This window comes from Halopenitus salinus (assembly GCF_055397165.1).
The window spans coordinates 1,240,178-1,252,592 of record NZ_AP043853.1 but is presented as its reverse complement, the minus strand read 5'-3'; the positions used below and the strand labels follow the sequence as shown (position 1 = coordinate 1,252,592).

14 protein-coding genes are annotated in these 12,415 nt (G+C 67.8%); 12 read left to right on the top strand and 2 right to left on the bottom strand.

Annotated features, from left to right (window positions below):
• Positions 1-5: 5 nt before the first annotated feature.
• From ACZ5YD_RS08060 to ACZ5YD_RS08035, 6 genes are all read left to right on the top strand, one after another.
• Positions 6-284 carry a 50S ribosomal protein L31e gene (locus ACZ5YD_RS08060; protein WP_379742083.1) on the top strand — a complete coding sequence of 93 codons (279 nt, stop codon included), beginning with the start codon at positions 6-8 and terminating at the stop codon, positions 282-284.
• Between the two features lie 6 nt (positions 285-290).
• Complete coding sequence (locus ACZ5YD_RS08055) at positions 291-956, top strand: translation initiation factor IF-6 (protein ID WP_379742080.1); 666 nt, start codon at positions 291-293, stop codon at positions 954-956.
• A gap of 127 nt (positions 957-1,083) precedes the next feature.
• Positions 1,084-1,275 carry a 50S ribosomal protein L18Ae gene (gene rpl18a, locus ACZ5YD_RS08050; protein WP_379742077.1) on the top strand — a complete coding sequence of 64 codons (192 nt, stop codon included), beginning with the start codon at positions 1,084-1,086 and terminating at the stop codon, positions 1,273-1,275.
• A complete protein-coding gene (pfdA, locus tag ACZ5YD_RS08045) occupies positions 1,275-1,724 on the top strand; it encodes a prefoldin subunit alpha (RefSeq protein ID WP_379742074.1) in 450 nt (149 codons plus the stop codon). Before rpl18a ends, pfdA begins: the two co-directional genes overlap by 1 nt.
• Before the next feature lie 70 nt (positions 1,725-1,794).
• Positions 1,795-2,916 (top strand): signal recognition particle-docking protein FtsY, encoded by a 1,122-nt coding sequence (gene ftsY, locus ACZ5YD_RS08040; RefSeq protein ID WP_379742070.1) that lies wholly within the window; start codon positions 1,795-1,797, stop codon positions 2,914-2,916.
• 150 nt (positions 2,917-3,066) lie between these two features.
• The gene (locus ACZ5YD_RS08035; RefSeq protein ID WP_379742067.1) at positions 3,067-4,464 is read left to right on the top strand and encodes a signal recognition particle protein Srp54; all 1,398 of its coding nucleotides are present in this window, start codon (positions 3,067-3,069) and stop codon (positions 4,462-4,464) included.
• A 54-nt stretch (positions 4,465-4,518) separates the two neighbouring features.
• Here the strand turns inward: ACZ5YD_RS08035 and ACZ5YD_RS08030 are convergent, their stop codons facing one another.
• Positions 4,519-4,827, bottom strand: a complete 309-nt coding sequence (locus ACZ5YD_RS08030) for a cupin domain-containing protein (protein ID WP_379742064.1) — start codon at positions 4,825-4,827, stop codon at positions 4,519-4,521.
• A gap of 140 nt (positions 4,828-4,967) precedes the next feature.
• On the opposite strand from ACZ5YD_RS08030, the gene ACZ5YD_RS08025 reads away from it, so the two are divergent.
• Positions 4,968-6,485, top strand: a complete 1,518-nt coding sequence (locus ACZ5YD_RS08025; RefSeq protein ID WP_379742061.1) for an amidase family protein — start codon at positions 4,968-4,970, stop codon at positions 6,483-6,485.
• A gap of 103 nt (positions 6,486-6,588) precedes the next feature.
• Positions 6,589-7,728, top strand: coding sequence for an alanine racemase (locus tag ACZ5YD_RS08020; RefSeq protein ID WP_379742058.1), 1,140 nt, complete (start codon positions 6,589-6,591; stop codon positions 7,726-7,728).
• Between the two features lie 18 nt (positions 7,729-7,746).
• Here ACZ5YD_RS08020 and ACZ5YD_RS08015 read toward each other — a convergent pair whose 3' ends face one another.
• Positions 7,747-9,078 (bottom strand): nickel pincer cofactor-dependent isomerase, group 22, encoded by a 1,332-nt coding sequence (locus tag ACZ5YD_RS08015; protein WP_379742055.1) that lies wholly within the window; start codon positions 9,076-9,078, stop codon positions 7,747-7,749.
• Positions 9,079-9,264: 186 nt separating this feature from the next.
• Here ACZ5YD_RS08015 and ACZ5YD_RS08010 point away from each other — a divergent pair, with 186 nt between their 5' ends.
• The 4 genes from ACZ5YD_RS08010 to ACZ5YD_RS07995 all read left to right on the top strand — a co-directional run bounded on the left by ACZ5YD_RS08010 (position 9,265) and on the right by ACZ5YD_RS07995 (position 12,372).
• Positions 9,265-10,578 carry a DUF7093 family protein gene (locus ACZ5YD_RS08010; protein WP_379742052.1) on the top strand — a complete coding sequence of 438 codons (1,314 nt, stop codon included), beginning with the start codon at positions 9,265-9,267 and terminating at the stop codon, positions 10,576-10,578.
• A gap of 112 nt (positions 10,579-10,690) precedes the next feature.
• The gene (locus tag ACZ5YD_RS08005) at positions 10,691-11,074 is read left to right on the top strand and encodes a DUF5611 family protein (protein ID WP_379742049.1); all 384 of its coding nucleotides are present in this window, start codon (positions 10,691-10,693) and stop codon (positions 11,072-11,074) included.
• Between the two features lie 234 nt (positions 11,075-11,308).
• On the top strand, positions 11,309-11,737 hold the full coding sequence (locus ACZ5YD_RS08000) for a 30S ribosomal protein S12 (protein WP_373672880.1): 429 nt from the start codon (positions 11,309-11,311) through the stop codon (positions 11,735-11,737).
• Entirely contained in the window at positions 11,734-12,372 is a 639-nt protein-coding gene (locus ACZ5YD_RS07995; RefSeq protein WP_379742046.1) for a 30S ribosomal protein S7, read from the top strand. The genes ACZ5YD_RS08000 and ACZ5YD_RS07995 overlap by 4 nt, the downstream gene beginning before the upstream one ends.
• The last annotated feature ends 43 nt before the right edge of the window (positions 12,373-12,415 follow it).

Genomic DNA, 12,415 nt, shown 5'->3' with positions numbered 1-12,415 from the left:
GACCGATGAGCACAAGCGACTTCGAGGAACGGGTCGTCACCGTTCCGCTCGGCGGTCTCTCGGACAAGCCGGTCCAAAAGCGTGCGGACTACGCGATGCGGACGGTTCGATCACACCTCGCACAGCACTTCTCGGTCGAGGAGGACGCCGTCCGGCTCGACCCGGACATCAACGAGGCGGTCTGGGCGCAGGGGCGCCAGAACCCGCCCAGTTCCCTCCGCGTCCGCGCGGCCCGGTTCGTCGAGGACGAGGAACCGATCGTCGAAGCCGAACACGCGGAGTAACCGCGCGTGCTACGGGCGTCCTTCGTCGGTTCGTCGTACGTCGGCGTGTTCGCGCGGGTCGCGAACGACGTCCTGTTGGTGCGGCCGGACATCGACGACGACCTCCAGTCGGCGCTCGGCGCGGAGCTCGACGCGGAGGTCGTTCCCACGACGGTCGGCGGCTCGAACACCGTCGGCGCGCTGGCGACCGGCAACGAGTGCGGCATCGTCGTCTCGCCGCGGGCCACCGAACGCGAGAAGCGGCGCATCGAGGAGGCCGCGGACCGCGAGGTCCGCGAGCTTCCCGGAACGATCAACGCCGCCGGCAACGTCATCCTGACGAACGATTACGGCGCGTACGTTCACCCCGACCTCGACCGAGAGGCCGTCCGGGCGATCCGCGAGACCCTGGAGGTCCCGGTCGAACGCGGCGATCTGGGCGACGTCAGGACGGTCGGAACGGCGGCGGTGGCGAACGACGTTGGCGCGCTCTGTCACCCGAAGTCCCGCGAGGAGGAACTCGAGGCGATCGAGGAGCACCTCGACGTCCACGCCGACCTCGGGACGATCAACTACGGCGGTCCCCTCGTCGGTTCCGGACTGATCGCCAACGACGAGGGCTACGTCGTCGGCGAGGACACCACCGGGCCCGAGCTCGGGCGCATCGAGGACGCGCTCGGGTTCATCGAGTAGCCCGTTCGTTTCCGCCGCGACCCGACTCTCCCGGCTCCGATTCCGTCCGTTTTTGTCCGTTTTCGTCCCCTCCCGTTCCGGTTCCCGTTTAGGAAGATACTTCCCTGTCGCTTCCCGATTCCCCTCCATGAGTCACTTTACGGCGAGCGGACGGTTCAAGACGCGCCACGGGTTCCAGGAGTTCACCAAGACCATCGAGGCCCCCAACGAGGACGTCGCCCGCGAGCACGTCTTCTCGCAGGTCGGCAGCCAGCACGGCGTCAAGCGGGCCGAGATGGAGCTCGACGAGCTGACCGAGGCCGACGGGGTGGAAGCATGATGGGCGGCGGTCAACAGCAGCTCCAGCAGCTCTCCCAGGAGCTGCAGGCGATAGAGGAGGAGATCACCGCTCTCGAGGCCGAGATCGAGGGGTTCGAGCAGGAGCAGCGCGAGATCGACGAGGCGATCGAGGCGATCGAGACCCTCGAGACCGGCTCGACGGTTCAGGTCCCCCTCGGCGGCGGCGCCTACCTCCGCGCGGAGGTTCAAGACATCGACGAGGTCGTCGTCTCCCTCGGCGGCGACTACGCCGCAGAGCAGCCGCAGGACGACGCGGTCTCCGCGCTCGAGACGAAGCGGGACGCGCTCGACGACCGCATCGAGGAGACCGAGGCGGAACTCGACGAGCTGCAAGAAGAAAGCAGCGAGCTCGAACAGCAGGCCCAACAGATGCAACAGCAGATGCAGCAACAGCAGATGCAGCAGATGCAACAGCAGGACGACGAGTAGGTCGGAATTCGAACCTCGATGACGGGACGAAACGACCGACCGACGACCACCGCTTTCGGGAGCCACGATCGTGTTTGACGGACTGAAGGACAAGCTGAACGACTTCCGTACCGACGTCGAAGAGCAGGCCGAGTCCGAACCGGACGAGAGGTCCGACGACGGGGAAGCCCCCGATCAACCCGCCGCGAGCGACGCGGCCGTCGGACCGGAGGCCGACGCCGCCTCGAGCGGAGACGCCTCGGGGGGCGGTTCCGCCGGGTCGGAGGACGGGGACTCCGATCCGGACTCCGAAGGCGCCGAGCCGAGCACCTTCCAACGTGCGAAGGCGTTCGCGACCGGCCGGATCATCATCGAGGAGGAGGACCTCGAGGAGCCGCTTTGGAACCTCGAGATGGCGCTTCTCGAGAGCGACGTCGAGATGAGCGTCGCCGAGGAGATCCTCGAGACGGTCCGCGAGACGATGCTCGGCGAGACCCGAAAGCAGGTCGAGACGACCGGCGAGCTCGTCGAGGAGGCGCTCCACGACGCGCTGCTCGAGGTGATCGCGGTCGGCCAGTTCGACTTCGAAGCGCGGATCGCCGAGGCCGACAAGCCGGTCACCATCGTCTTCACCGGGGTCAACGGCGTCGGCAAGACGACGTCGATCGCGAAGCTCTCGGAGTGGCTCGCCGACCGGGGCTACTCCTCGGTGCTCGCGAACGGCGACACCTACCGGGCCGGCGCGAACGAGCAGATCCGCGAGCACGCCGACCGGCTCGACCGGAAGCTCATCGCCCACGAGCAGGGCGGCGATCCGGCCGCGGTCGTCTACGACGCCGTCGAGTACGCCGAGGCCAACGACGTCGACGTCGTCCTCGGCGACACGGCCGGCCGGCTGCACACCTCGAACGACCTGATGGCCCAACTCGAGAAGATCGACCGCGTGGTCGATCCCGACCTCACCCTGTTCGTCGACGAGGCGGTCGCCGGCCAGGACGCGGTCACCCGCGCCAAGGAGTTCGACGACGCGGCGGCGATCGACGGCGCCATCCTCACGAAGGCCGACGCCGACTCCTCGGGCGGGGCCGCGATCTCCATCGCTTACGTCACCGGCAAGCCGATCCTCTTTCTCGGAACCGGCCAGGGCTACGACGACATCGAGCGCTTCGATCCCGAACGGCTCGTCGATCGGCTCCTCGGCGAGGACGCGTAGCGCCGGACTCGGGCGCTCGCCTCCGCTCGCAACGATCGGTGGACGCTCGACGGATCGACCCCCTCGTCGAGAATTCGACGGTGTGATCCGCCCACATGCGTGCCGGCGACGAACAAAGGCTTTAGCCCTCGGGTCGCGTACTTCCCGTAAATGGTACTCGACGATCTGGGAAGTTCCCTCCGCGGCACGCTCGATACGCTGCAGGGGAAGTCCCGACTGAGCGAGGAGGACGTCGAGGAGATCATCAAGGAGATCCAGCGGTCGCTGCTTTCGGCCGACGTCGACGTCTCCCTCGTGATGGAACTCTCGGACTCGATAGAGACGCGGGCGCTCGAGGAGGAGCCGCCCGCGGGGACGACAGCACGCGATCACGTCCTGAAGATCGTCTACGAGGAGCTCGTCGAACTCGTCGGCGACTCGACCGAGCTCCCCCTCGAGCCGCAGACGATACTCCTCGCCGGCCTGCAGGGGTCGGGTAAGACGACCTCCGCCGCCAAGATGGCCTGGTGGTTCTCGAAGAAGGGGCTTCGACCCGCGGTCATCCAGACCGACACCTTCCGGCCCGGCGCCTACGACCAGGCCAAACAGATGTGCGAGCGCGCCGAGGTCGACTTCTACGGCGACCCGGACGCGGAGGACCCGGTGCAGATCGCGCGCGACGGCATGGAGGCGACCGCCGACGCCGACGTTCACATCGTCGACACGGCGGGTCGACACGCGCTCGAGGACGACCTGATCGCGGAGATCGAGGAGATCGAGTCGGCCGTCGATCCCGACCGCTCGTTGCTCGTGCTCGACGCCGCGATCGGCCAGGGCGCCACGGAACAGGCGAGCCGGTTCGAGTCGGCGATCGGCATCGACGGCGTCGTGATCACCAAACTCGACGGGACCGCGAAGGGCGGCGGCGCCCTCGCGGCGGTCAACGAGACCGGCTCCTCCATCGCCTTCCTCGGGACCGGCGAGACGGTCCAGGACGTAGAGCGGTTCGAGCCCTCGGGGTTCATCTCCCGGCTGCTCGGCATGGGCGACCTCAAGCAGCTCTCCGAGCGCGTCGAGCGCGCGATGGCGGAGACGGGCGAGGAGGAGGACGACTGGGACCCCGAGGACCTCCTCGACGGGAACTTCACCCTCAAGGACATGCAAAAGCAGATGGCGGCGATGAACCGCATGGGTCCCCTCGATCAGGTGATGGACATGATCCCGGGGATGGGCGGCGGCGTGATGGACCAGCTGCCCGACGACGCGATGGACGTCACCCAAAACCGGATGCGCGAGTTCGAGGTGGTCATGGACTCGATGACCGACGAGGAGCTCGAGAACCCGCGGATCGTCGGGCAGTCGCGCGTCGAGCGGATCGTTCGCGGGTCCGGAATCGAGGCGGAGACGGTCCGCGAGCTGCTCGAGCAACACCGGATGATGGAGCGAACCCTCGACCAGTTCCAGGGGATGGGCGACGGCGACATGCAGCGGATGATGAAGAAGCTCCAGCAGGGCGACGGCGGCGGCGGTCTCGGCGGGATGATGGGCGGCGGAAACGGACCTTTCTGAACGCGCCTCGTACGCTCGTCGAACGCGCAACGCTGGAAATCGGATCTGGGTAGATCAATACTCCGGCGGAGCGTACACGTTCACGGTGACGAGCGGGTCGTCCCCGGTGTTGACGATCTCGTGGGTCTCCCCGGGTTCGATGAGGACGAGCGTTCCCGCCCGGAGATCGTGTCGATCCCCCTCGATCGTCGCCCGTCCGGTCCCGGAGACGACGAACAGCCACTGGTCGCTCCCGGCGTGTGCGTTCTCGGGGCTGCCCGTCGACTGGCCGGGCTGGAGGACCATCGAGGCCGCCTGCGAGCGCCCCGTGCCGGCGACGACGTCGAAGAACCCGTGTGTCGAGGTCGTATCCACGAGTTGCATAGCGATCGCCCTACTCGACGTCGTCAATTAAAGCTGGGGGTGAACACCTCGATGCCACGTCGCTTGAGATCGCGCCGCCTTCCGCGGCCGGTAGACTGTTCGTGGTCGCCCCGGAACACCCGTCGGGGCTCACACGATCAATGACCACAACGTCCACGGACCGATTCGATCCGGTCGAGGCGACGGTCGACGACGTCCGGACGGCGATCTCCGACGAACGGATCACCGCCGAAGCGCTCGTGAAGCGATATCTGGAGCGCATCGACGCCTACGACGACGACCTGAACGCGATCTTGACGGTGAACGACGACGCTCTCCGGCGGGCCCGCCGGCTCGACGCGCGATTCGCGGACGAGGGACCGGTCGGCCCGCTCCACGGCGTCCCGGTGATCCTGAAGGACAACCAGGACACCCACGACATGCCGACGACGGCGGGCTCGGTCGCGCTCGCGGAGGCACGGCCCGCCCGCGATGCCTTCATCGTCGAACGGCTTCGGGAGGCGGGGGCGATCGTTCTCGCGAAGGCGAACCTCCAGGAGCTCTCCTTCGGCGTCGATACGATCAGCTCTCTGGGCGGTGAAACGCGAAACGCATACGACCTCGACCGTCGACCGTCCGGATCGAGCGGCGGGACGGCGGCGGCGGTCGCCGCGAACATGGCCACGATCGGCACGGGGACGGACACCTGCTCGTCCGTTCGCTCCCCGCCCGCGTTCAACGCGCTCGTCGGGGTGCGCCCCACGCGAGGGTTGGTGAGCCGAACCGGCATCGTCCCGCTCAGCGACACACAGGACACGGCGGGTCCGATCGCGCGGACCGTCGCCGACGCCGCCCGGATGCTCGACGTCATGGCCGGATACGACCCCGAGGATCCGGTCACCGCGCGGGGCGCGGACGCGGTTCCCGACGACGGATACGTCTCACACCTCGATCCGGACGGTCTCGAGGACGCACGGATCGGTATCCTCAGGGAGTGGTTCGGGCTCCAGGACGAGACGGCCGCCCCGAAGGCGGACGCGGCGGCCGTCACGACCGTGCTCGAGGACGCCATCGCGGACCTTCGCGCGGCGGGCGCGACCGTCGTGGATCCCGTCGAGGTCGTCGACGGCGACACCCTTCGGAGTGCCCGTGTCGTCGGCTTCGAGTTCGTCCGCGAGTTCGACCGGTATCTCGCCGAACACGGCGGCGAAATCCCGTACGAGTCGCTACGGGAACTGTACGAAACCGGGTCGATCGCGCCGGCGGTCGCCTCGCGGATCGATGACGCGGGAATTTTGGACGGCGACGGCGAGTCGCTGGACCGGAACGTCGATTATCTGCGTCGCCTGCAGCGACGGCAGCGACTCGAAAACGCGGTTCTCGCCCGGTTCGTCGAGGAGGACCTCGACGCCGTGATGTACCCCCCGTCGACGGTTCCGCCGGTCGAACGCCCCGACCACCAGCCGTTCTCCGAGCTTCCCTGCGAGCTCGCCGCACACACCGGGCTCCCCGCGATCGTCGTGCCGGCCGGAAGCACCGACGACGGGCTCCCGGTCGGGATGGAACTCCTCGGACGGCGGTTCGCCGAACCGCGGCTGTTCGAGGTGGCCTACAGCTACGAGCAGGCGACCGATCATCGGCGCCCGCCGGAGCGCTTCGGGGATCTGGAGGCCTCGTGACCGGCGGCGCGACTGGGGCGCGGTCCGGCCATCGCGGAGTCCGTCGTGGTTCTCGGTAGCCGGGGCGACTCACATTTAATATTCGGGAGGGTCGTTTCGGACCATGTCCACCTGGACCACCGACGAGACGGGACCGACGCTTCACCAGTCGGTCGCGGCCCTCGAAACCCCGGCCCTGCTCGTCGACGTCGACGCGATGGAGCGCAACATCGAGTCCTACGCGGCGTTCGCCGACGAGAACGACGTTTCGCTCCGGTCGCACGCCAAGACGCACAAGAACGCCGAGCTCGCGGCGCTCCAAGACGAGATGACCGACGGTGGCGGGATCTGCTGTCAAACCCTGGGCGAGGTGGAGACGATGGTGCGAAACGGCATCGACGACGTGTACCTGTCGTATCAGGTGGTCGGCGATCGAAAGCTCGACCGGCTCTGTTGGCTCTCGAGGAAGGCGGAGAAGCTGGCGACGACGGTCGATTCGGTCGCGACGATCGAGATGCTTCGGGACGCCGCCCGCGACCACGACACGACGGTCGACGTCGTCCTCGAGATCGACGTGGGATTGCACCGAACCGGCGTCGCTCCCGGCCCCGAGGCCGTGGCTCTCGCGGAGCGGATCGACGCGGCGGACGCCCTCGAGTTCGACGGCCTCCTCGCGTACGAGTCACACGTCAAGGCCGAGGCCGCGACCGAATCGGACTTCGAAAAGCGGTGTCGGGAGGCGATGGACTTGGTCCAGGACGTGGTCGCGGACATCGAGGCCGCCGGCGTCGCCGTGGCGGAGGTGAAGGTCGGCGGGACGGCCACCTCGCGCTACAGCGGTACGCACCCGGTGGTCACCGAGATCAACCCGGGCATGTACCCCTTCAACGATGTCGGCGAACTCGAACACCGGCCGTGGGAGGTGTCGAAGGACGACTGTGCGGCGACGGTCCTCACGACGGTCATCTCCGTGCCGGACGACGATCGACTCGTCGTCGACGGCGGCAGCAAGACGTTCTCGTTGGACACCCCCAGGATGCCGGTTCCCAGGAACCGCGACGACGTCGAGTACGTCAACGCCAGCGAGGAACACGGCTGGATCGACACCGGCAACTCGGACGAATCGTTCTCGGTCGGCGACCGGTTGGAGTTCATCGTTCCCCACGTCTGTACGACGATCAACCTCCACGATCGAATCGCCGGCGTTCGAGACGGCCGGATCGAGGAACTCTGGGAGGTCCAAGCGAGGGGAAAGGTCCGGTGACGGCGGGCGACGCGACGTCTACGGGAACTCGAGGAAGTCGTCGTCCTCGAAGTCGATCGGCTCCGGCTCGGAGACGACTCGCAGGTCCTCGCGCTCGCGCGCCTCCTCGACCAGCGCCTCGCTCGCGACGAGCGTGCCGAGCCGCATCGTGTCGAGCGCGCGAACGAGCCTGACGTCCTCGGGCTCGTTCACGCCGATCGTCGACAGACAGACGGTCAGTCCGGCCCGGTCGTTCTCGACGGCGGTCGGCGTTCGGATCCCCCGAAGCGTGCTCGCGGTCACGGCGTTCGTGAATCCCTTTTCGGGTTCCATCGCCTCGAGCAGGTCCTCGTGGACCAGGTCCGCGAGACCGATCCCGACGGTGTTTCCGTGGGAGGGCTCCGTGAGCGATCGAGTGTACACGCGCGTGTACCGCGGGCGCTCGAGGATCGGCTCGGGCTCGTAGGGCCGTCTGTGGAGGACGTTCGGGTCCATCCCGGGGCCGCTTATGTCCTTGCCCATCCGGTCGAGCACGAGCACGTCGAGCTCGTCGAACGGGAGCGTGGGGAGCTGCTCGTAGGCGATCTCGAGCAGCTCGGCCTCACGCGAGAGGAAGCCCTCCGGGGGGACCCCCTCGATGATCGTGGTGTCGTCGTGGAGGTCCTCGACGATCGCGACCCCGCCGACGACCGGCAGCCGGTCGATGATCAACGACGCGATCTCCGGCAGCATGTTGCGGAAGCTCCAGTCGAGCGCCCAGCGGTGGGCCATCTGGGCGCCCTTCTGTTTGCCCATGCCGATGACGAGCATCTTCGAGAGGCCGCTTTCGACGTCACCGTCGAAGTCGGTGTGCGGCTTCACGCGGTTGACCGGCACTATCGCGTCCGCCGCCGCGGCGTTCGCGTCGGCGTGGACGGCGATCCCGTGTTCGTCGGTCTCGCCGATTATCTCCGTCTCCATCGTCGCGCGTACCTCACAGCCGACGGCCTCCTCGGTGACGCCGAGCGCGGCGAGCTTGTCGCGTTGCCCCTCGGCGGTCGCCCCGCCGTGGCTGCCCATCGCGGGGAACACGAACGGCTCGTAGCCGCGATCGGAGAGCCCCTCCACGACGCCGCGAACGATCTCCGGAACGTTCGCGATGCCGCGCGATCCCGCGCCCACCGCGACCTCGCCGCCGGCCGGCACGTCCGCCAGGTCCAGTTCCGACACCGCGGCGCTCGCCTCGCTCGCGAGCTGGTCTTCGGGGATCGGGTCCGTCTCCCACCGCTGTTCGATCACGCCGACGCGGGGGAACTCGGTCGTCCCGCAGGTGTCGTAGACGCGTTCGTCGGGGATCACCAGATCCGTCGGTTTCGTCTCGTCGTCGCTCATACTCGATAGAGGGAACGACCCGCCCATAAACGTTGGCACACGGCGGTCTCGGTCGTTTCCCGGTGTCGATCCACCGTCGCGGTCTCGTCGGACCGCCGTCGAATCGATCGCTCCGAGCTCGCGTCCGCCGCGCGTCGGACGCCAACGGCGACGTTTTTTACGTTCGGACCGCACAGGGAACGACAAATGGGACTCAGGTGTCTGCTCGGGCACGACTTCGGGGAGCCGACGGTCGAACGCGAGCGCGAGGAGGAGGGCGACCAGGTCGTCATCACCGTCCGTGAGATCGAGGAGTGCGCTCGCTGTGGCGAGCGTCGCGTCGTCAGCGAGAACAAGGAGGTCACCACCCTCGAACAGCTGGCGGCCGCGGCGGCCGGAACCGACGCTCCGGACGAGGCCGGATCCGCCCCCGACGCCGGGCCGGAGGGAGCCGGCGTCGACGATCGGGGAGCCGCGGCGGGCGGAAACCGGCCGACCACAACCGTCGGAGACCCCTCCGAAACCGCCGAAACCGTCGGAGATCCCACGGACGCCGAAACGTCCGCAAGCGCCGAAGCGTCCGCAAGCGCGGGAGAACCCTCACGCGCTGGTGACCCCTCGAGCGCCGGAGGATCATCGGAGACGGAGCCGCCGACCGCGGCTGCGAGCGAGGCGGACGCGAACATCGATGCGCAGACCGCATCCGGGGAGGACGCCGAGATACTCGAGGAAACGGACGACGAACCCGGCGGGGGAGCCGGAACGGTCGATCACGAAGACGAAGCCTCCGAACGCCCCGAGACGTCCGACGCACCCACGCCGGATTCGGGATCCGGATCGACACCGGCCGGAGCCGACTCGCAACCCGACGCCGATCCCGGCTCGGAATCCGCATCGGAGGACGACGGGATCATCCTCACGGAGTCCGACGGAACGGAAAGCACGGACGATCCACCGGCACCGGATGCCCCGGTCGACGCCCCGGAGTCGCCCGACGGAACCGGATCGTCCGACGAGCGCAAGCGCGGCGAGTGGTCCGATCCCGACCGTGAGGACCGCTCGCAGGAGTCGCCCGATCCGACCGTCGACGGGGATCACACCCCCTGGCCGGAGCGTCGCGGCGAGGACGAGGGGTTCGATGCGACCTACGAGGGCGGCGACGACGGCGACGACCCCGCGGTCTCCTTCGGCGGCGGGTTGACGCCCGAGGCGGACGGGCCGATGGAGTTCGACGACGAGGAGACGGAGTTCATCGAGGGATCCGACGGAGGTCCGGGTTCGGCCGCCGCGGAAACGGCCGGTCGATCCGGCGGATCGGACGGTACGGACGTCGACGATCCGGGATTCACGGCGGCTCGGACGGTCGAGCTCGCGACCGAGTCCGACGAGGAGACCACCGAGTACTTCTGTCCGGAGTGCGGGCTGGTACAGCCGTCCGGCGAGAGCTCGATGCGGGCCGGCGACATCTGTCCCGAGTGCAAGCGCGGCTACATCGCGGAGCGGCCGATCGCGGAGTCGTGATCGCGGAGGGGTGCTGATCGCGGAGTCGTGATCGCGAGGCGTCCGTGTCCGTTACACCCGCGCATGGTCCGTGACGAAAGGGGTTTACCGTCGGCTTTCGAACGTCGCGCCAATGAAACAGTACAAGATGCGTCGCGGCGAGTACCTCGAGGAGCGGATGCCCGATCTGAAGGCGTCGATCGAGGACTACTTCGGCGAGGTCACCGGCACGGAGGACTACGACGGACACGAACTGTACGTCGTCGAGGATCCGGACAATCCGGTCTTCGAGCGGATCGTCGCCGGCGCCGCGAGCTACGACGGCAAGAAGGACAAACTCGCCGTCCACTTCGAGGAGCGTCCGGCGGAGGACGTCATCGCCGAGGGCAACGCCGACGCGGCCGCCGGGGCCGTGGACGCGAAGAACGACTTCCTGCTCGAGGCCACCGGCCGCGACGCCAAGTCGCGACGCGACTCGATGAAGCGCGCCGTCGAGGACGAGGCGCCCGACTACTGAGAGGGAAACCGGCCGCTTTTTCGCCGCATCGCTCCCGCTCTCCAGGTCGCGTCTCATGCGTCCACGAGACGACCGCTGTGTCCTCGTTACTCGCTCATCGGAGCTGTGCGGCCGCCGTTTCGATCCGTGAGACTCGTTCAAAACCGACGAGAGGCACCGATCGACCGATCTGAGGCGGTTTCGCCGATCGAGAAAGCGGGCGTTTAAGTATCTCCGTCGGGAATGGCGGGTACGATGGCGAACGGCAAGTACGCGGCCCGCAAGCTCAAACAGGACCGGCAGAAACGACGCTGGTCCGACACCGAGTACGCTCGACGCGAGCGCGGGCTCAAGACGAAGTCCGACCCCCTCGAGGGCGCCCCGCAGGGCCGCGGGATCGTTCTCGAGAAGGTCGGTATCGAGGCGAAACAGCCCAACTCGGCGATCCGAAAGTGCGTCCGGGTTCAGCTCATCAAGAACGGCAAGCAGGTCACCGCCTTCTGTCCCGGCGACGGCGCGATCTCGTTCATCGACGAGCACGACGAGGTCACCATCGCCGGCATCGGCGGCGCGAAGGGCCGCGCGATGGGCGACCTCTCGGGCGTGAACTACAAGGTCGAGAAGGTCAACGGCGTATCGATGATCGAACTCGTTCGCGGGAACGCGGAGAAACCCGTCCGATGAGCGGAAACGAGGAGACCGACGTCGAGGAGGCACAGACGCCGGAGCCGGACGCGCCGGCCGACAGCGAGACGGCCACCGAGAACGCCCTGCTGTTCGGCGTCTGGGACGTCTCGGAGATCGCCTACGAGGACCCCTCGACGAAGCGGTACATGAACGTGACGCCCATCGCCCACACGATGGGTCGCCACGCCGCAAAGCAGTTCAAGAAGTCCGAGATATCCCTCGTCGAGCGGCTCATCAACCGTCTGATGCAAAACGAGGAGAACACCGGGAAGAAACAGCAGGCCACGCGGATCGTCCGCGACGCTCTCGACATCGTCCACGAGCGCACCGAGGAGAATCCGGTGCAGATCCTCGTCACCGCCGTCGAGAACGCGGCCCCGCGCGAGGAGACCGTCCGCCTCAAGTACGGCGGCATCTCCGTGCCGAAGGCGGTCGACGTCGCGCCCCAGCGCCGCGTCGACCAGGCCCTCAAGTTCATCGCCGACGGCGTCGAATCGGCGACCTACAAGTCCACGACGCCCGCCGCCGAGGCGCTGGCCCACCAGCTCATCGGCGCGGCCGACTACGACGTCGACGCCTACCCGATCTCCCAAAAGGAGGAGCGCGAGCGCGTCGCCGCGGCGGCCCGCTAGATACCTCCGCGCTTTCAGTTTCCCCCGCTTTTGCTTCCTTCTC